This is a genomic window from Rhodanobacter sp. sgz306013 (assembly GCF_057031145.1).
This window is the reverse complement of record NZ_JBXCIJ010000002.1, coordinates 414,425-433,483: the sequence shown is the minus strand read 5'-3', so window position 1 is coordinate 433,483 and position 19,059 is coordinate 414,425. Positions and strand designations below refer to the sequence as shown.

Genomic DNA, 19,059 nt, shown 5'->3' with positions numbered 1-19,059 from the left:
AAGGACTTACGCGTGCAACGATGAGGCCATCCGGCCCGCAGGACAAGTGCCGATGGACACCGTTTCCCCTACTTCCCCGTTGTGCCGCCTGGACGCGATTCCCGACGGCGGCGCCACCGCGATCGAGGACGTGGCGGCGGTCGACGGCGAGAGTGTGATCGTCATGCGTCGCGGCGAGGAGGTGCGGGCCTGGCTCAACGTCTGCCCGCACGCCGGCCGACGGCTGGACTACGCGCCGGGCCAGTTCCTGCTCAAGGACGAACTGCTGATCTGCGCCGTGCATGGTGCCAGCTTCGACCGCCACCGCGGCATCTGCGTGGCCGGACCCTGCCGCGGCGAACACCTGCGCGCGCTGGCGGTGGAATTGCGTGGCGACGAAGTCTGGCTTGTTCTTTAGCGATCGCCCTTGATCGCAGAATCAGACGGGCGGCCATCCCTGGCCGCACGCTTCAATTCAGCGGAACAGCAGGTTGATCGACACCAGGGTCACGATCAGCATCGCCAGCGTCAACGGCGCGCCCACGCGCAGGAAATCCTTGCCCTTGTAGCCACCGGGGCCGGTGACCATCATCAGCGCGGGGTGGCCCGAGCTGAGCAGGAAGGTGTTGGACGAGGACACCGCCACGATCAGCGCGTAGGCGGACGGGTTGCCGCCGGTGGCCACCGCCACCGAGATCGCGATCGGCACCATCATCACCGTGGCGCCCACGTTGGACATTACCTGCGAGAACAGCAGGGTGAGCACGGCAAGCGTGGCCTGCAGCACCCACGGCGAGGCGTGGCCCAGATAGTGCAGCACGTACTGCGCGAGCCAAGCGGCGGTGCCGGTGGCGTCCATCGACCAGCCCAGCGGGATGAGGCACGCGGTGACGAAAATCGTCTTCCAGTTGACCGCCTTGTAGGCCTCGTCCATGTTCAGCACGCCCGAGAGCAGCATGCCGATCGCGCCGCACATCATCGCCACGGAAAGGTCGAGGTTGGTGAACAGCGCCAGGCACTTGGCCAGCACGAAAAAGCCCACCGCCTGCCAGATCTTGCCGGGGCGCTGTTCCTCCTTCGGGATGTCGGTGACCACCACCAGGTCGCGATCCTCCGAGGCCAGCGCCAGGTCGCGCCAGTTGCTGTGCACCACCACGGTGTCGCCGGCGCGCAGCTCGACCTGGCGCACGTCGTCGCGCAGCACCTGCTCGCCGCGGTTCACCGCCAGCACCGAGATGCCGAAACGCTTGCGCAGGCGCAGCGAGGCGATGGTGTGCTTCACGAAGCGCGATACCGGCGGAATCACCACTTCGGAAATGCCTGCACGGGTGGGATTGAACAGCTCGCCCAGCTGGCGCATGCGGGTGGACAGCTTGCACAGCTGGTTGTTGGCGAACTGGGCCAACTGCTCGCGCGGGCCCAGCACGCCAAGCACCGAGCCCACCCAGATCACGTGGTCGGCCGGCGGCGCCATGCGCGCCTCGTTGCCGCTCTTGATCGCCAGGATCAGCGGTGCGCCATGCAACTGCTCGGCTTCGCCAATGCTCATGCCCACCAGCGGGCTTTCGGCGGTGACCGCGAGTTCGGCGGTCTCGCCCACGATGCCGTAGGTGTCGGCGAAGTAGCTCTCGGTGCGCCCGGGCGTCACCTTCAGGCGCTCGTCCTCGTGGCCCGGCAGCAGCTTGCGTCCGAAGAAGTAGAAGTAGCCGATGCCCACCGCGGCCAGCGCGAGGCCGGCCGGGGTGACGCTGAACAGGCCGAACTTCGGGATGGTGTGCGCGCCAGGCAGGAGGTTCGCGTTCGCGCTGGCGATCAGGTCGTTCAGCACGATCAGCGGCGAGTTCGCGATCAGCGTGGTGTTGGTGGCGGTGAGGATGCAGAACGACATCGGAAGCAGCAGCCGCGAGATCGGCACGCCGGTGCGCGCGGACAGGCGGCTGGACACCGGGATCATCAGCGCGGCCAGCGCCTGGCTTGGGATCACCGCGGAAAACAGGCTGGCCATGATGTTGATGACCAGGCCCAGGCGCGATTCCATGCCCTTGGCCAGGCGCATCACCATATGCGCAGTGAGGTTGAGCACGCCGGCGCGGTCCAGGCCCTCGCCCATGATCATGATCGCGATGATCGCGATGACCGCGTTGCCGGCGAAGCCGTTGAACACGCGGTCGGACGGGATCAGCCCGGTGAGGCCGATCACCACCACCACCAGCAGAGCCACCATGTCGGCGCGGATCCACTCCAGCACCAGCATCAGCATGGTGAAGCCCACCAGCCCGAGCACCAGGATCATTTCGGGGGTGAGCGTGAGCGGCACTAGCGCGTTTCCCGGAAGGGCGTCGGACGTGGGTGGATGCGGAGTGGCAGTGGCGAATTCACGCTGCGGCGCTCGTCCCTGGCAGATTCGCACAAGTATAAGCGGCGCAATGCAAGGGCTGGTGAACCAAGAACCATGATGCGTGGGATTTTTCCCTTTTGCTGGACCTCCCGGAGCGGCGGCCGGCGCTCTCCCCAACCCTCTCCTCGTTCCTCAAAGCCGGTGCCATCCCTGGTCCCTCCACGCGTGCCCGCGAGCGGAGAGGGCGAACGAAACGCCGCCCCGGGGGCGGCGTGGCTTTCATTTCATCGAGGCGCGGTAGAGCAGGTCCCACACGCCATGTCCCAGCTTCAGCCCGCGACGCTCGAAGTGGGTCTCGATGCGCCATGCCGGCTTCTCGGCGTACTGGCCGGGAGCGATGGCATTGCGCCAGTCCGGCGCCGCTTCCATCGTTTCCAGCATGTGCTCGGCATAGGGCTGCCAGTCGGTAGCCAGGTGCAGCAGCCCGTCGCGGGCCATGCGCGAGGCGAGCAGGGCGACGAAGCCAGGCTGGATGATGCGGCGCTTGTTATGGCGTTTCTTGTGCCAGGGGTCGGGGAACCAGATGCGCGCCTCGGCCAGCGTGCCCGGCGGGATCTCGCGCTCCAGCACCTCCACCGCATCGTGCCTGTACAAGCGCACGTTGCCTGCGTCGCGCGCGGCCAGCGCATTCATCAGCCGGCCTACGCCGGGGCCGTGCACCTCCACGCCGAGGTAGTCGCGCCCAGGGTCGTGCTCGCTGGCCCAGGCCAGCGCTTCGCCGTTGCCGAAGCCGATCTCCAGCACCAGCGGCGCCGTGCGGCCGAAGCGGGCGGCGTAGTCCTGCGGGGTGCCGGTGTAGTCGATGCCGAAGCGCGCCCAGTGCTCGTCGAAGGCCCGCTGCTGCGCCGGGGTCATGCGGCCCTCGCGCAGCACGAAGCTGCGGATGCGGCGGAGGTGTTCGGCAGGGGTGTCGTCGGTCATGGCAGGCGCAACGTGTCTGGTGATCTCCTCTCCTCCGGGAGAGGGTGCCGGGCCGCAGGTGCCGGAGCGCCTGCGGAACAACGGAGCTGGCCCCGAAGGGAAGGACGCCGGGGATGGCGCGAATCCATGCAGGGAGAGGGCGCGGGCGGAACGAGCGGGAGCGGGTCAGCGGCAGACATCCATGCCGCGCCCCGACCGAACCCCGCCCCCAGCCCATGTCCCGAGAGGGCAGGAAGTTGCGTCAGGCTAGGGTGCCGTCGATGGGACTGGAGGCGGAAGCGTAGCGCCGGCGCGGGATGCGGCCGGCCTTGAACGCGGCGCGGCCGGCCTGGATCGCCAGCTTCATCGCGTGCGCCATCAGCACCGGGTCGCTGGCGCCGGCAATCGCGGTGTTCATCAGCACGCCGTCACAGCCCAGCTCCATCGCCACGGCGGCATCGGAGGCGGTACCCACGCCGGCATCGACGATGATCGGCACCTTCGCGTTCTCCACGATCTCCAGCAGGTTGTAGCGGTTCTGGATCCCCAGGCCCGAGCCGATCGGCGCGGCCAGCGGCATCACCGCCACGCAGCCGATCTCTTCCAGGCGCTTGGCCAGGATCGGATCGTCCGAGGTGTAGACCATCACGTCGAAGCCGCCGGCGACCAACTGCTCGGCGGCCTTCAGCGTTTCCACCACGTCGGGGAACAAGGTCTTCTGGTCGCCCAGTACCTCCAGTTTCACCAGCTTATGGCCGTCCAGCAGCTCGCGCGCCAGCTTGCAGGTGCGCACCGCGTCGACGGCGTTGTAGCAGCCGGCGGTGTTCGGCAGCAGGGTGAACTCGTTCGGCGGCAGCACGTCGAGCAGGCTGGGCGTGTTCGCGTCCTGGCCGATGTTCACGCGGCGGATCGCCACCGTGACGATCTCTGCCCCTGCCGCCTGCGAGGCGGCGCGCGTCTCGTCGAAGTCCTTGTACTTGCCGGTGCCGGTAAGCAGGCGCGAGGCATAGCTGGTGCCGGCAATGACCAGCGGATCGGTGACGTCGAGGGTCTTGAGGTTCATGGAGTGGCCTTGCGAGGGCGGCGTCCGGCGGGGCGTCGCGGAGAAGCGGTGAACGTTTCTTGCGCGGATCACCCGCCGCCGATGGCGTGGACGATCTCGACCCGGTCGCCGTCGGCGAGCGCGCGGCTGCCGTGCTGGCTGCGCGGCACGATCTCGTGGTTCAACTCCACCGCCACGCGCCGGCCACCGTAACCGGCCGATTCGAGCAGCTGGGCGACGGTGGTGGCGGGGGCGCAAGCGCGCGGCTGGCCGTTGAGCGTGATCTGCATGCAGCCATTGTAGCCGCTGGCGCCGTCGACGCCGAATCGGGGCGCCGGCGCCCCGTCGCGCGTGGCGGGCGACGGGGCACGGGTGCCGGACTCAGTGTTGCTGGTCGTCCTTGCGCAGCGGTGGCGCCTTGCGTGCCGGCTCGGCCTGCTGCCTCTGCTGTGGCTGCGGGGCCGGGCGCGGAGTCTCGTAGCGTGGCCGCTGCTGTTCGTAGCGAGGCTGTGGTTGCTCGTAACGCGGCTGCGCTTCCTGGTAGGTCGGCCGGGCGTATTCGCGCGGCGGTGGATTGTACGTCGGGCGCGGCGGTGCAAGCTCGCGCGGTGGCGGTTGGCGTGGCTGCACGTATTGTGGCTGCGCAGGGGCGCGTTCCACCGGCGTGGGCTGGGTGGGTGCACGCTCGAAGCGTGGCGGTTGCGGCAGCGTGCGGGCTGGGCGCTCGCCGGGTTGCGGGCGCGATGCCGGCGGCTCGACTGTCTGCGCGCGGCGGACCGGCTCGGCCGCGGGCAGGGTGCGCCTTTCCGCTTGCGGATGGGCGAAGCGGGCCGAGGGGAGTGCGCCGGCCTGCGCCGGCTCCGCCTGGCGCAGGCCGGCCTGGCCGGCGGGGACGGCATTCGGGGCGCGCATCGTGCGCGGTTGCGTCGGGGCGGCGCGAACCGCCTCGGCCTGTGCCGCGGCGGTCGGGCGCGGCGCGCCACGGCCGTTCAGCACGCGCACGTTGGCGAACGGCGCGGCTGCGCGTAGCGGCGTGCGCGCGTTCGCCGGTGCGAAACTCGGGTGTACCGCAGGCAGCGAGGCCGGTGGCGGCGTGCGTGCCACCACGTTGCGGCGGAAGTCGGCGGTGGGCAACGGCCGCGCCTGCGGCCCGCGAGGCGGGGCCACGCTGCGCGGGGCGGGACGCAGCGTGGTCACGCCGCGGGCCAGCACCGGCGCGGCGGCGACCTGGCGCGGGTCGACGTGCAGCAGGCCGCGCTGCACGCGCTGGCCGTCGGCGAAGGCCGCGCCGGGCATCGCGGTGAAGCCGCGCGGCGCGGCGCGGTTCGCGTAGCGCAGGTTGCGCGGCGCGCGTCCCTGGCGGTAGTCGTTGTACTGGTTGTTGATGTTGTTGATGACCGTGGTGCGGTAGACGGTGTTGTGCACGTAGATGTTGGTGACGTTGACGCGGCGGTAGTAGTCGCGGTCGCAGTGGTACCACGGGTTGTAGACCTCGCCCGGGCCGAGCGGGAACCAGCCCACCGGGCCGCCGCCGATGCCGACCGATACGCTCCAGCCGCCACCGCCCACGAAGGCCACCAGCGCCGGCGCATACACCGGGCGTGCCACGATCGGTCCAGGGATCCAGCCCCAGGCGCCGCGGATGTAGGCCCAGCGTCCGTAGTGGTAGGGCGCGAAGCCCCAGGGCGCATCGTCGACCCAGGTCCAGCCCCACGGCGCGACGTACGCCCAGTGGCCGTCGCGGTACGGCGCCCAGTCCACCGGCACCTGGCTGGGATACCAGACCGCGCCGTAGTCGGGGCTGCTCTGCCAGCTGCCGTACTGGTCGAGGTCCTGGTAGCCGACCACGTCGTCGGACACGTAGCGGCGCGTCTGCGATTGCGCGTAGCGCCGGTCGCGCTCGCTGGTCCACGCGTCGAAAGCGTCGCCGCCTTCGATGTCGCTGACCGTCAGCGCCGCCAGCGAGGCGTCGTCGAATTGGTAGCTGCGGCCCTGGAACACGTCGTGTTGCGCGTTGTTCTCGCCGTAGACCGTGGCCTGGCCGCCGAACACGGTGACGCGGCTGCCGTTGCCGCCGTTGTCCACGTCCACGCGGAAGGTGCCGGGGCTGGTGACCACCAGCGCCAGCGTGGGCGTGTCGATCTCGTAGCTCTGGCCCTGGTCGAGGTGGCGCACGCTGAGGTTCAGCGTGCCCTGGGTCAGCTCCACCTGAGCAAGATTGTCGTTGAGGTTGAGCAGGCCGAAGTCTGTGCCGCCGGCCATGCGCAGCACCCCGCCGCCCAGCTCCAGTTCGGCACGCGAACCGTCGGCGGTGGAGAGGCGGTCGCCGGTGGTCAGCGGCCGGTTGAGGTCGGCGCTGGCCCAGTCCTGGCTGCCGGCGGGCAGGAAACCGAGGTCGCCGGCGATGTAGGACAGCCGCGCCACGCGATCCGGCGGCGCGGCGTCGCTGTCGTCGGCGGATTGCGCCTGGGCCAGTGCGGCCGCGGCGCACAGCAGCAGCACGGCCAGCGGACGGCCGCCGCGGCGCCATGAGGCAAGCAGGGAAGCAAGCACACGCATCGGAGTCTCCCGGTTCCAGGCGCAACGCGAGCGGCGGCGATCGCCGCCTCAAGGCACGCTGCGCGACGTGCATTGACGGCCCGATTATGCCTACGGCAGGGATTAGGCCCGGCTTAGTTTTCGCGGCAGCCGAGATCACGGTTCAGCGGGCGGATATCCAGCGGCCGACGACGGTTCATGCCGGCCTGCACGGGCGGCGATTCCCACCGCGGCGTGTCCCGGGTTACCATCCGCCGGCCGACGCGGGTGTAGCTCAATGGTAGAGCTGTAGCTTCCCAAGCGTGCGACACGAGCCGCGTGTCACACGTCGTTCCACCAAGCGGCCGACTCCCTGTCGTATAACTGGGCGGTCCCCCTCCTCGATGTGAGGGTCTGTCGGAGGTATACCTACGCTCCGATGGCCACGAAGGTGCAATGCCTCGTGGTTCAGTGGGATAGACGGTTGTATCCAGCAATTGGATGCGACGTCACGCGGCGAAGGCCGTGCAAGTAATTGTCGGATGAAGTGCATGCGCTTCACTCCGACCTGATGTTCAGCCATCAGTAGCCTAGGATCAGTGCGGGGCGGGTAACTGCCCGGTGCCGAGCGATCTGACAATGTAGCCACCCTCACGGGTACGTCAGCCCCGTGAGGGGCGGGCGTGACCTCGGAAGATGTATCCGAGTAGGCGCTAGGCTGTGCAACAGGGTTAGCGCAAGCGAACCATCATCTAAACGTCGTCAAGCTAGCTGGGCCAAAGACATCTGACAGGCCCTACCCAAAACGGGACGAGGTCGGACACTTCCCTGCTTGGTGGAAGTGCGCTGATACCAGAACCTCCGGCGAAAAGATGGAACCCTCGTTGTACTGTTGCTTGTACGGAACGTGGCAATCCCGTTAGGCTGTCGGCGCTTCTTGGCCGACTAGGCGTTCCGTGAGGAACGTTGAACGCGTAGCGGGCTTAGGATCGCGGAAAAAGCGAAGGCCCGGCTGTAATGGCCGGGATAAGGGATGAAACGATCGCCCCGACCCGAAAGGGTGCAGACTTCCGCGTGGTGGCCTGTCGCTAGACAGGTCTGACAACCGACTCCCGATGGGGTGACGATCCCCATCAGGGGGCGTCCATCCCCAAAGGGTCATGGGCGGGTGTAGCTCAATGGTAGAGCTGTTGCTTCCCAAGCAACTGACGAGGGTTCGATTCCCTTCACCCGCTCCAACTTTGGAGGACTGATATGGACGCCAATATTCTTGGCGATGTCGCCTCCGCGCGCTGGAACCAGTGGCACACGATTCCGTGGGCCGAAGCGTTCCAACACGTCAGGAGGTTGCAGGCACGCATAGCGAAGGCAGCAAAGGACGAAAACTGGCGCACCGTGAAACGGCTGCAAAAGTTGCTAGTCCGCTCGACCACCGCACGAGTAGTCGCGGTGCGTCGAGTCACGGAGAACCAAGGCCGGAAGACCCCCGGTGTGGACGGCCTCACTTGGTCCACACCCAAGGAGAAGTGGAAGGCGATATCAGCGCTGGATTCGCGCGGATACCGTCCCAAGCCGCTTCGCAGGATCCACATCCCGAAGGCCAATGGCGGGAAGAGGCCCTTAGGCATACCCACGATGAAGGACCGAGCCATGCAGGCGCTGTACTGGCTTGCACTCGATCCTGTCGCGGAAACCCGAGGTGATCTCAACTCGTACGGCTTTCGCTCCGGACGTTCGACGGCAGATGCCATCGCCCAGTGCCATAACGCACTGAGCCGAGAACATTCACCGCAATGGGTACTGGAGGGCGATATCAAAGCCTGCTTCGACAACATCAGCCACGACTGGCTGGTGCGCAACGTGCCGATGGATCGGCGCTTGCTGGAGAAGTGGCTCAAAGCCGGGTTTGTGGAGGGTCGGAAACTGTTCCCGACGGATGCAGGTACGCCACAAGGCGGGATCATCTCCCCGTGTCTGGCGAACCTGGCGTTGGACGGCATGGAGCGGTTGTTGAAAGACAGCCTCCCACGCCGAGACAAGGTGAACTTCATCCGGTACGCGGACGACTTTGTGGTAACTGGGGTCTCGAAAGAGGTCCTGGAAGCCAAGGTCAAGCCGCTGATCGTGGGCTTCCTATCCGAGCGCGGTCTCATGATCTCGGAGAAAAAGACGAAAATCACCCACGTGACGGAAGGGTTCGACTTCCTTGGCTGGCATGTTCAGAAGCACAAGCAATTCCTGAACATCGTCCCGTCGAAACGAAACGCCACGGCGTTCTACGCGAAAGTCAGGGACCGGCTGCGAGAGCTACGAGGCGCAAGGCAGGATGACGTGGTGTTCGCCCTCAACCCGATTCTTCGGGGCTGGGCCAACTATCACCAAATCGTGCACGCGTCACGTACGTTCGCGAAGCTGGATCACCAGATCACGCGCGCGCTATGGCGATGGGCAACGCGTCGGCATCCCATGAAGGGCAAGCGCTGGATCAAATGGCGGTACTTCCGCCGGGACGATTCCCGCGACTGGCTCTTTCGGACGGATGTGTCCAGCCTGATGCACCTGGCCAGGGTTCCTCTGGTCAGGCACGTAAAGGTTAGGTCCGATACCAACCCATACGACCCAAAGGACGAGGCCTACTTCGACGAGCGACTGACTCGGCGGATGCGGTCCACTCTGCAAGGACGCAGGAGGTTGTACTGGCTGTGGAACAGACAGGAGGGCGTCTGCCCAATCTGCTCCGCCAAGATCACCAAGGCCACGGGATGGAACGTTCATCACGTGGTGTGGAGGGTCTACGGTGGTTCGGACAAACTGTCCAACCTGCAGTTGCTCCACCCGACATGTCACGCGCAGTTGCACGCGCGCGCCACGAAGGGATAGGCTGCCGCTCTGCCGACGCGGGTGTCGGTCGAGTTCTCGGCTGCTTGAGCCGTATGAGGCGAAAGTCTCACGTACGGTTCTTAGGGGGGAGGGTGGCCGCGAGGCCACCTTCCCACCCGACTACTGACGAGGGTTCGATTCCCTTCACCCGCTCCATTGCTTCCCCTGCAATGGCCAGCCGTCCCATATCGCCACCCCAGCGAGCCCGCCGACACCGATGACGGATCCGACCACTCCGAGTCCGCTCGCGCCGGGGCCGACCGTGCTGGGCTGGCGCGAACGGCTGGCGCTGCCGCAGCTGGGCATCGCCCAGCTCAAGGCCAAGCTCGATACCGGCGCGCGCAGCAGTGCGCTGCACGTGGAAACGCTGGACAGTTTCCTGCGCGACGGCGCGGTGTGGTTGCGTTTCACCGTGCGCGCCGGGCGGCATCCGTCGGACGCGATGCACTGCGAGGCGCCGGCGCTGGACCGGCGCGTGGTCACCGATACCGGCGGCCACCGCACCGAGCGCTGGTTCATCCGCAGCGAGGTCCTGCTGGCCGGGAGGCGCTTCGAGACGGACATCAACCTGACCGACCGGCGGCACATGCTGTTTCCCATGCTGCTCGGTCGCAGCGCCCTGCACGGGCGCTTCATGGTCGATCCGGCGCGCGCCTACACCCAGCCCCGGCTGCCGCCAGCGGCCATGGACCGTCCATGAAGATCGCCATCCTTTCGCGCAACGCGCGGTTGTACTCGACCCAACGGCTGGTGGACGCCGCACGCGCACGCGGCCACGTGGTGCGCGTGCTCGATCCGCTGCGCTGCTACGTGCGCATCGCGCCAGGCAGCGTCGCGATGCGCTACAAGGGCAAGCCGGTACGAGACCTCGACGCGGCGATTCCGCGCATCGGCACCCAAAGCACGTTCTATGGCACTGCGGTACTGCGCCAGCTGGAAATGATGGGCGTGTACACGCCCAACTCCTCCGATGCGGTGCTGCGCGCACGCGACAAGCTGCGCAGCCTGCAGATCCTCGCCGCGCAGGGCATCGCGATGCCGGTCACCGTTTTCGGCGACAACCCCGACGACACCGAGGACCTGCTGGCGATGCTGGGCGAGCCGCCGCACGTGATCAAGCTCAACGAGGGCAGCCAGGGCAACGGCGTGGTGCTGGCGGAGAAGCGCAGCGCGTCGCAGAGCGTGATCGAGGCTTTCCGCGGGCTTTACGCGAACTTCCTAGTACAGGAGTTCATCGCCGAGGCGAAGGGCTGCGACCTGCGCTGCTTCGTGGTCGGTGGCAAGGTGGTGGCGGCGATGCAGCGCGAAGCCAGCGCAGGCGACTTCCGCGCCAACCTGCATCGCGGCGGCAGCGCGGTGGCGGTGAAGTTGAGCGCCGCGGAAAAGCGCATCGCCGTGCACGCCGCCGAGGCGCTGGGCCTGGGCGTGGCCGGCGTCGACCTGCTGCGCTCCGATCGCGGTCCGCTTGTGCTGGAGGTGAACGCCTCGCCGGGGTTGGAAGGTATCGAGGCCGCTACAGGCGTGGACGTAGCCGGCGCGATCATCGAACTGCTCGAGGCGCAGATGGGCGGCACGCTCCGTGTCGCGCGACGCGGCAGGACGAACGCGACATGAACGCCGTTCGCGCGATTAACCCGGTCGTAACTCCCTAGCTTCTATAAACGATCCCACTGTCGGTTTGCCGAAGCGGACCAAGAGGTCCGGCAACGGTGGATGGCGGTAACGGGACGAGCCCTGTGCCCGGATGCGACGGCGACCTGCCGGCACATCCGGGTTTTTTCTTGGGCGAGGCCGGCGTGGCGACCGACCGGGGCGTGTTCAGGCCGGAGCCGGTTTGTCGCGAGTTTGGCGAGCCGCAAATGTTAAGCTTGCGGCCGGGGCCGGCCCATGCCGCCGGCGGCATCGCGGAGCGGCGCATGCGCGTACTGGTGATCGAAGACAACAGCGATATCGCGACCAACATCGGCGACTATCTGGAAGATCGTGGCCATGTGGTGGACTTCGCCGGCGACGGCGTCACCGGCCTGCACCTCGCGGTGGTGCACGACTTCGACGTGATCGTGCTTGACCTCACCTTGCCAGGCATGGACGGCCTCGAGGTGGCGAAGAAGCTGCGCCACGAGGCGCACAAGCAGACGCCGATCCTGATGCTCACCGCGCGCGATGCGCTGGAGCAGAAGCTCACCGGCTTCGAGTCCGGCGCCGACGACTACATGACCAAGCCGTTCGCGCTGCAGGAACTTTCTGCACGCCTGGAAGTGCTGGCGCGCCGCGGCAAGGGCCCGCAGAGCCGCGTACTCAAGGTGGCCGACCTCACCTACAACCTCGATACGCTTACCGTGAGCCGCGCAGGCAAGGCGATCCAGCTCAATCCGATCGGCCTCAAGCTGCTGCAGGCGCTGATGGAAGCCAGCCCCTCGGTGGTGACGCGGCAGGACCTGGAGCAGAAGGTGTGGGGCGAGGAACTGCCCGACTCCGATTCGCTGCGGGTACACATCCACGGCTTGCGCGCGGCGATCGACAAGCCGTTCGACAAGCCGCTGATCCACACGCGGCACGGTATCGGCTACAGGATGGTCGAGCCGGATGCAGTCCAGGCGTAAGCTCCGTTTCCGCCTCGTCCTTTCCTTCGCGCTGTTCGGCTTCGGCCTCAGCGCGTTGTTTGCCGTCGCCTCGTTGTACGTGCGCGCAAAGGTGGAAGACCAACTCGTGGTGTCGGCGTTGCAGCACGACGTCGACCAGGCCGTCGACCAGATCATTGCGCATCCCGACCAGCAGTCGCACTCCGAATTGCTGGAGGCCTGGTTCAAGAGCGACCGCACGCTGTACAAGATGCCATTGGCCTGGCAAAACCTCGCCAGCGGCGTGCACAACATCACCGAGACCGATGCGAACGGCGTGGTGCGCCACTACAAGCTGGCGGTGCGGCGCAAGGACGGCATCATCGGCTTCGTGCGCTACGACGTGGGTCGCGAGGAGCTGGGCAAGCGCCAGCTGGTGACCGCGCTGGTCACGGTGGTGCTGCTGTTCAGTCTGCTGTCGCTGGCGATCGGGCTATGGCTGTCACGCAAGGTGCTGAAGCCGGTGACCCTGCTGGCGAACCGCCTGCGCGATTTCCGCAAGGCCGGCAAGGCCGAGCCGCTGGCGCAGCATTTCGCCGACGACGAGGTGGGGGAGCTGGCGCACGCGCTGGACGAATACGCGGCGCGGCTTACCGCGATGGTCGAACGCGACCGCGAGTTCAATTCCGACGTCAGCCACGAACTGCGCACACCGCTGGCGGTGATCGCCAGCACGACCGAGCTGCTGCAGGGTTCGCCCGACCTCACCGACAAGCTGCGCGAGCGCCTGAAGCGCATCGAGCGCGCCTCGCGCCAGGCCACCGAGCTGATCGAGGCGCTGCTGCTGCTGTCGCGCGCCGAGCGGCGCGGCCCCACCCGCGGCGAGACCACCGAAGTGGCCAAGGTCGCCGCCGACGTGATCGAGAGCCAGCGTCCGCAGGTGCGCGGCAAGCCACTGGAGATCGAACTGGCGGCGCACGAAGCGCTGAGCGTCAACGCGCCGGCCTCGGTGCTGTCAGTGGCGCTCACCAACCTGATCGGCAACGCGATCAAATACACGCTGGAAGGTACGGTGCGTGTCGAGGTGGGTGCGGGCCGCATCGAGGTGATCGATACCGGCCCCGGCATCAAGCCGGAGGATGCCGAGCGCCTTTTCCAGCGCGGCGTGCGCGGCGAAGGTGCGGGCGGCAGCGGCGCTGGGCTGGGGCTCGCCATCGTGCGCCGGCTGTGCGAGCTCTACGGCTGGGAGGTGTCGATGCGCCCGCGCACCGACGCGAACGGCGCGATCGCCTGCATCGTGTTCGCTTGACCCTTTTGTAGGAGCGCACCCTGTGCGCTGCTGCACGTTCAACGCAGCTTCAACGCCAGCCAGGACAGCAGCGCCAGCAGGTTGATGCCCAGGTGCGCGGCGGCAGGGCCGCCCGCGGCGAGCACGAAGGCTTGGCTGCCGAAGTGCACGGCCAGCCCCAGGTGCGGCGGCAGATGCAGCGTGGCGAACAGGTTGACGTAGCCACCGCAGTGCAGCGCCCAGCTGAACACCGGCGTGGCGATCAGCGGCAGCTGCAGCAGCTGCGCCCAGCCCGACCAGCGCACGCCGCGCTCGCTGTTCTCCAGCAGCAGCACGCCGGCCACCAGCACGAAGGCGTACAGTGCCAGGCCGATCAGGGCGACCACGCTGTCGTGCGCGTGGAACGGCAGCAGGCGGTACAGCATCTGGATCATGCCGTAGCAGCCGCCGGCGACTTCGAGGATGCCGATCAGGCGGAACAGGAGGGTGCGCACGCGTTGGTCTCGCTGGAAAAAGTGGAAGCTTAGGTTATCGGCGCGAAACGCGTGCTGTCTTTGGCGACGCCGGTCATTCCAGCGCGTCGGCCAGCTCGTGCAGATCGGTGATGTGCTCGTCCCACCAACGCGCCTCGGCCACAAACGGGAACGCGGCGGGGAAGGCGGGGTCGTGCCAGCGCCCGGCGATCCAGCCCGCGTAGTGCAGCTGGCGCATAGCGCGCAGCGCGGGCACCAGCGCGAGTTCCGCATGGTCGAAATCGCGCAGCTGGGTATAGCCGTCAAGCAATGCGCGCATCGCCGCGTCGTCGCTGGCGAGCATCCACAGGTCCTGCACCGCCGGGCCCGTGCGCGCGTCGTCGAGATCGACGAAGTGCGGGCCGGCGTCGGTCCACAGGATGTTGCCGGGGTGGCAGTCGCCGTGCAGGCGCAGGGCGCGCACGGGGCCTACGGCATCCAGGCGCGCGGCCACCGCCGCGTCGAGCCGCTGCGCCGCGCTGCGGTAGGCGGCGTGCAGGTGCGCGGGCAGCAGCGGCGAAGCCAGCACGGCCTGCATTGGCTGCGCGATCATCGTGGCGCGATCGAGCACGCCACGATGCGTGAACGGCTGTCGCGCGCCCACCGCGTGCAGGCGCGCCAGCAGGCGGCCCAGCCATTCCAGTTGCTCGCGCGATTCCAGCGTGGGCGCCCGGCCGCCGTGGCGCGGCGCCAGCGCGTAGCGGAAGCCGCCGTGCCGCAGCAGGCTCCGGCCGTCGAAGACGAGAGGAGCCACCATCGGCACCTCATCTTCGGCCAGCTCCCGCGCGAAAGCGTGTTCTTCTTCGATCGCCGCATCGCTCCAGCGTCCGGGGCGATAGAACTTGGCGATCACCGGAGCGGCATCCTCGATGCCTACCTGCCACACGCGGTTCTCGTAGCTGTTGAGCGCGAGCAGGCGGCCATCCGGCCACAGGCCGCAGGCGCCCACGGCGTCCAGCACCAGATCGGGGGTGAGGCCCGCGTAAGGTGTACCGTTCAACGCGGCGCCACCACCTCGACCGGCACCACCGCCATGGTGATGCGCGACACGCAGACCAGCCGTTGCCCTCCGTCTTCGATGCGGATCTCCCACACCTGGGTGCTGCGGCCCAGGTGCAATGCCCTTGCGGTGCCGGTGACCTCGCCGTCGCGCACGCCGCGCAGGTGGTTCGCGTTGATCTCCAGGCCCACCGCACGGGACTTCGCCGGGTCGAGCGTGAGCATCGCCGCGGTGCTTCCCAGTGTCTCGGCCAGCGCCACCGAGGCGCCACCGTGCAGCAGGCCGTAGGGCTGGTGGGTGCGATGGTCCACCGGCATGCTGCCGCGCAGCCAGTCGTCGCCGATGCCGGTGATGCGGATGCCCAGCACCGCCATCAGCGTGTTCGTGCTCCACGCGTTGATGCGCGCCAGATCGGTGTCCTGCTGCCAGATGCTCATGCCCGGTCCTCGTCAAACAGGCTTCCATTGTCGGCCGACCGCCATCGCGGCGACAATGCACGGGTGTTCACCGTCACCCTGCAAAGCACCGGACGTCGCTTCGACGTGGCCGCGGGCGAAACCGTGCTGGAAGCCGCGCAGCGCGCCGGCATCGCCCTGCCGTACTCCTGCCGGGCCGGCGTCTGCGGCAGTTGCAAGGCCACCCTGCTGGCCGGCCGCTGCGAGTACCCGCGCAACCCGCCGCTGGCGCTGGACGCCGACGAGCAGGCACACCACGCCGTGCTGCTGTGCCAGGCCGTGCCGGCCAGCGACCTGCTGCTGGAGGCGCGCGAGGTGACCTCGGTGGAGGACATCGCGCGTCGCCGCCTCGACGTGCGCGTGGCCGGGAAGCGCCTGCTGGCTCCCGACGTGACCGGCCTGCACCTGTTGCCCGTCGACGGCGAGCAGCGTCTGCGGTGGCTGCCCGGGCAGTACCTCGACGTGCTGCTGGACGAGGGGCGACGCCGGCCGTTCTCGATCGCCAACGGTCCGCAGCCGGACGGCGCGATCGAGCTGCACGTGCGCCATGTCGCCGGGGGAGGTTTCACGACCAGGGTGGCAGGCGGCCTCGCCGTGGGCGACACGCTGCGGATCGAAGGGCCGTTGGGTACCTTCGTGGCGCGCGAGGATTCCGAGCGGCCGATGGTCTTCATGGCCGGCGGCACCGGCATCGCGCCGGTGAAGGCCATCGTCGAGCACTTCCTCGCGCTGGGCACGCGACGCGCGATGGACGTGTACTGGGGCGTGCGCCACGCGGCCGATCTGTACCTGCGGCCGCAGATCGAAGCCTGGCAGCGGCAGGCTCCGCACCTGCGTTTCCACGCCGTGTTGTCCGACGTGGCGCCGGACATCGCCGCGCCGCTGCGCTCGGGGCTGGTGCACGAGGCGGTGCTGGCCGACCACCCAGATCTTTCCGGCCACGACCTCTACATGAGCGGGCCGCCCGCGATGATCGACATCGCGCGCCACCGCTTCGTGGCAGCGGGCCTGCCGGAGGAGCGGCTGTATTACGACTCGTTCGACTATGCGCCGGACGTGTTGGCGCAGATCATCGCCAAGCGCGCGGGATTCCATCTGTAGGGGCGCGCCCGGTGCGCGGATGCCCCGGTGCCCGACCGGCGCAAAAGCCTCCGCGCGCGGGGGCTATTTGTTGCCCTTGGCCACCGGCAACTGCGCGGCGTGCCAGGACAGCACGCCGCCGCCCAGGGTGTAGACCTTCTGGAAGCCGGCCTTGACCAGGCGCTGCGAAGCCTTCACCGAATTGCCGCGGCCGTCCTTGTCCATCACCACCACCGGCAGCTCCTTGGCCTTGGCCAGGTCCTTGTGCTCGGGGTCGAACTGGCTCATCAGCACGTGGCGCGCGCCGGGCACGTGCATCTTCTCGAAGTCGGCGATCGCCGAGAGGTCGATCAGCAGCGGGCTGTCCCGGTTGATCAGCAGGGTCAGGCCCGCCGGCGTCAGCTCCTTGCTCTTGCCGAACAGCAGGCCGACCTGCACCACGATCAGCGCGACCAGCAGGATCGCGAACAGCGCGGCCAGTGCCGCATGGTTGCCGATGAACTGGGGCAGCTTGTGCAGGAAATCTTGCATGTCGGGTCCACGGGCGCGACGATCGCGCCGCTACGGTCAAACTGGCAATTATACGGACATCCGCTGCCGCCATAAGCCCGGCCGCCATCAGTCCTGCCGGATGTCCGGCAGGCCGCTTTCCAGCCACCAGTGCTTGAGCTTCTCGTCGTAGCGCCAGACCTGGCGCAGGGTGACGCTGCGTTCTGCCTGGGTGTGGATGTTGATGAAGCTGATCCGCACGGTCTGCTGCACCTCGTTGTCGCCCAGCGGGACCGGACCGGCGCCATCGTCGTAGTCGCTCACCTGCACCTGCCGGTAGCGCGCCAGGTCGAAGTCGGTGGGCGGGTGCGCCTTGAGCTCGGCGGGATCGACGAACTGCAGCGCGCTTTGCAGGCCATTCCAGCGCACCGCGTTGCCGTAGGCGTTGAGCGTGGCCGTCAGGCTGTCGCTGCGGGTGGATTGCGCGCAGCCTGCGAACAGCAGGGCGGTGCTGGCGGCAAGCGGAAGCAGAAGGCGGCGCATGGCGATTCTTCCCCGGGAAACCGCGCCATTCTGCGGCCACGCGCCCCCCGCTTCAATCGGCGGTCAATCGGCGCGCAGCTTGGCCACGAAGCGGGCGGTCAGCGTGGCGGCGGGATGGCCGTCCGCGCCGGGCACCCGGCAGTCCACCTCGATGCGTGCCTTGCCGCGTGCATGCAAGGTGTCGAGGAACACGGTCCAGTCCGCCCCTTCCGCCAGCCGCGCCTCGGCGCGGAAGTCCGCCCACACTGGCTGCAGGTAGCGCACCGTCGATTCGCCCACGAACACGTCGCAGTCATGGCCGTGCCGACGCAGCGCCAGCTCCACCAGGCCCCAGCCGCACAGCGTCATCAGGCTCACCAGGCTGCCGCCAAACGCGCAGCCCTTGTCGTTGACGTTCGGCGGCAGCGGCGCGCCCAGCACCAGCAGGTCGTCGTCGTGCGCCTGCAATTCCAGGTCCATCGCCCGCGCTAGCGGGATCTTGTCGCGGATGAAGCGGACCAGGTCCTGCGCGGCGTCGGTACTCGGGCTCGGTGGGTTCACGGACGATCCATGGGCGGGCGATGGCAGCCGCTACACTGCGGGCTGGCCGAATCGTGCAGATGTGGGGCGCGCGTGGTTTCCTCAAGTGCAAGCAAGGCGCCGGCCTTGCGTGGTCGCGTGGTAGTGATCACCCGCCCGGCGGGCACCGCAGGCGCGCTGTCGCGGCGAGTGCGTGCGTGCGGCGGTGTGCCGCTGCTGTTGCCGGGGCTGTCGCTGCGTGGTGCGACGGATGGCGCGGAGCCGTGTGCGGCGATGCGCGCGGCGCTGGGCGATGACGTGCTGGTGTTCACCAGTCCCGCCGCGGTGCGTTTCGCCGCCGCCCTGCTACCGCTGCGCACGAAGGCCGCGGTGCTGGCGGTGGGGCAGGGCACGACGCAGGCCTTGCGCCGGCACGGCGTGTCCGCGCAGGCGCCGTCGCGGCAGGACAGCGAAGGCCTGCTCGACCTGCCTGTCGCGCAGGCTCTGCACGGCAGGCGCGTGGCCTTGGTCGGTGCGCCCGGCGGCCGCGGCGTATTGCGCGAGCAGCTGGCCACCCGTGGCGCGCGTCTGCGCGAAGTGCAGGTGTACCGGCGCGTGCCGCCGCGGCTGGATCGTCGGCACGTGGATGCCGTGCTGGCCCTGCCGCGTTCGGCGCGTGTGCTGCTTTCCAGCGCCGAGGCGTTGCGGAACCTCGTTGACCTGCTGCCGGCACCGGCACTGGCGCGCCTGTGCGCGGCGGTGGCCGTGGCCAGCAGCCCGCGGCTGGCGCAGGCAGCAGGCGCAGCGGGTTTCGCGCGCATCGTGCAGGCCGAATCCGCGCTTGCTGCCGATCTGCTCCGGGCCGCGGCGTTGCGCTGATCGTTTCACGGCCTTGCAACGAACGCCCCGGGCCTGCC

At 68.3% G+C, this 19,059-nt stretch carries 19 protein-coding genes and 1 tRNA gene; 9 read left to right on the top strand and 11 right to left on the bottom strand.

What is annotated here, in order from left to right; translation table 11 throughout:
* The first annotated feature begins 52 nt into the window (after positions 1-52).
* Entirely contained in the window at positions 53-397 is a 345-nt protein-coding gene (locus AC2EWF_RS06965; RefSeq protein ID WP_483638637.1) for a Rieske (2Fe-2S) protein, read from the top strand.
* A 57-nt stretch (positions 398-454) separates the two neighbouring features.
* Here the strand turns inward: AC2EWF_RS06965 and AC2EWF_RS06960 are convergent, their stop codons facing one another.
* The 5 genes from AC2EWF_RS06960 to AC2EWF_RS06940 form a co-directional block, all read right to left on the bottom strand.
* The gene (locus AC2EWF_RS06960; RefSeq protein WP_483639121.1) at positions 455-2,272 is read right to left on the bottom strand and encodes an SLC13 family permease; all 1,818 of its coding nucleotides are present in this window, start codon (positions 2,270-2,272) and stop codon (positions 455-457) included.
* A gap of 324 nt (positions 2,273-2,596) precedes the next feature.
* On the bottom strand, positions 2,597-3,298 hold the full coding sequence (trmB, locus tag AC2EWF_RS06955; protein WP_483638636.1) for a tRNA (guanosine(46)-N7)-methyltransferase TrmB: 702 nt from the start codon (positions 3,296-3,298) through the stop codon (positions 2,597-2,599).
* A 241-nt stretch (positions 3,299-3,539) separates the two neighbouring features.
* Positions 3,540-4,340, bottom strand: coding sequence for a thiazole synthase (locus AC2EWF_RS06950; protein WP_483638635.1), 801 nt, complete (start codon positions 4,338-4,340; stop codon positions 3,540-3,542).
* Between the two features lie 68 nt (positions 4,341-4,408).
* Complete coding sequence (gene thiS / locus AC2EWF_RS06945; protein ID WP_483638634.1) at positions 4,409-4,609, bottom strand: sulfur carrier protein ThiS; 201 nt, start codon at positions 4,607-4,609, stop codon at positions 4,409-4,411.
* Between the two features lie 91 nt (positions 4,610-4,700).
* Positions 4,701-6,878, bottom strand: coding sequence for a DUF6600 domain-containing protein (locus AC2EWF_RS06940; protein WP_483638633.1), 2,178 nt, complete (start codon positions 6,876-6,878; stop codon positions 4,701-4,703).
* 1,122 nt (positions 6,879-8,000) lie between these two features.
* On the opposite strand from AC2EWF_RS06940, the gene AC2EWF_RS06935 reads away from it, so the two are divergent.
* From AC2EWF_RS06935 to AC2EWF_RS06910, 6 genes are all read left to right on the top strand, one after another.
* Positions 8,001-8,074: transfer RNA gene (locus AC2EWF_RS06935), tRNA-Gly, on the top strand.
* A 16-nt stretch (positions 8,075-8,090) separates the two neighbouring features.
* The gene (gene ltrA, locus AC2EWF_RS06930; RefSeq protein ID WP_483638632.1) at positions 8,091-9,716 is read left to right on the top strand and encodes a group II intron reverse transcriptase/maturase; all 1,626 of its coding nucleotides are present in this window, start codon (positions 8,091-8,093) and stop codon (positions 9,714-9,716) included.
* A 217-nt stretch (positions 9,717-9,933) separates the two neighbouring features.
* Positions 9,934-10,416, top strand: a complete 483-nt coding sequence (locus tag AC2EWF_RS06925) for an ATP-dependent zinc protease family protein (RefSeq protein WP_483638631.1) — start codon at positions 9,934-9,936, stop codon at positions 10,414-10,416.
* A complete protein-coding gene (rimK, locus tag AC2EWF_RS06920; RefSeq protein WP_483638630.1) occupies positions 10,413-11,330 on the top strand; it encodes a 30S ribosomal protein S6--L-glutamate ligase in 918 nt (305 codons plus the stop codon). The genes AC2EWF_RS06925 and rimK overlap by 4 nt, the downstream gene beginning before the upstream one ends.
* A 302-nt stretch (positions 11,331-11,632) precedes the next feature.
* Positions 11,633-12,319, top strand: coding sequence for a response regulator transcription factor (locus tag AC2EWF_RS06915; RefSeq protein WP_077485657.1), 687 nt, complete (start codon positions 11,633-11,635; stop codon positions 12,317-12,319).
* Entirely contained in the window at positions 12,303-13,586 is a 1,284-nt protein-coding gene (locus tag AC2EWF_RS06910) for a sensor histidine kinase (protein WP_483638629.1), read from the top strand. The genes AC2EWF_RS06915 and AC2EWF_RS06910 overlap by 17 nt, the downstream gene beginning before the upstream one ends.
* Before the next feature lie 38 nt (positions 13,587-13,624).
* Here the strand turns inward: AC2EWF_RS06910 and AC2EWF_RS06905 are convergent, their stop codons facing one another.
* From AC2EWF_RS06905 to AC2EWF_RS06895, 3 genes are all read right to left on the bottom strand, one after another.
* Entirely contained in the window at positions 13,625-14,059 is a 435-nt protein-coding gene (locus tag AC2EWF_RS06905) for a hypothetical protein (RefSeq protein ID WP_483638628.1), read from the bottom strand.
* A 73-nt stretch (positions 14,060-14,132) separates the two neighbouring features.
* A complete protein-coding gene (locus tag AC2EWF_RS06900) occupies positions 14,133-15,077 on the bottom strand; it encodes a serine/threonine protein kinase (RefSeq protein WP_483638627.1) in 945 nt (314 codons plus the stop codon).
* Entirely contained in the window at positions 15,074-15,514 is a 441-nt protein-coding gene (locus AC2EWF_RS06895; RefSeq protein WP_483638626.1) for a hotdog fold thioesterase, read from the bottom strand. Before AC2EWF_RS06895 ends, AC2EWF_RS06900 begins: the two co-directional genes overlap by 4 nt.
* A gap of 27 nt (positions 15,515-15,541) precedes the next feature.
* On the opposite strand from AC2EWF_RS06895, the gene AC2EWF_RS06890 reads away from it, so the two are divergent.
* Positions 15,542-16,633 (top strand): 2Fe-2S iron-sulfur cluster-binding protein, encoded by a 1,092-nt coding sequence (locus AC2EWF_RS06890; protein ID WP_483638625.1) that lies wholly within the window; start codon positions 15,542-15,544, stop codon positions 16,631-16,633.
* A 63-nt stretch (positions 16,634-16,696) separates the two neighbouring features.
* Here the strand turns inward: AC2EWF_RS06890 and AC2EWF_RS06885 are convergent, their stop codons facing one another.
* The 3 genes from AC2EWF_RS06885 to AC2EWF_RS06875 form a co-directional block, all read right to left on the bottom strand.
* On the bottom strand, positions 16,697-17,143 hold the full coding sequence (locus AC2EWF_RS06885; RefSeq protein ID WP_483638624.1) for a rhodanese-like domain-containing protein: 447 nt from the start codon (positions 17,141-17,143) through the stop codon (positions 16,697-16,699).
* Between the two features lie 87 nt (positions 17,144-17,230).
* The gene (locus tag AC2EWF_RS06880; protein ID WP_483638623.1) at positions 17,231-17,644 is read right to left on the bottom strand and encodes a hypothetical protein; all 414 of its coding nucleotides are present in this window, start codon (positions 17,642-17,644) and stop codon (positions 17,231-17,233) included.
* A 63-nt stretch (positions 17,645-17,707) separates the two neighbouring features.
* On the bottom strand, positions 17,708-18,184 hold the full coding sequence (locus AC2EWF_RS06875) for a YiiD C-terminal domain-containing protein (RefSeq protein ID WP_483638622.1): 477 nt from the start codon (positions 18,182-18,184) through the stop codon (positions 17,708-17,710).
* A 105-nt stretch (positions 18,185-18,289) separates the two neighbouring features.
* On the opposite strand from AC2EWF_RS06875, the gene AC2EWF_RS06870 reads away from it, so the two are divergent.
* Positions 18,290-19,021, top strand: coding sequence for a uroporphyrinogen-III synthase (locus tag AC2EWF_RS06870; RefSeq protein ID WP_483638621.1), 732 nt, complete (start codon positions 18,290-18,292; stop codon positions 19,019-19,021).
* Positions 19,022-19,059: the final 38 nt, after the last annotated feature.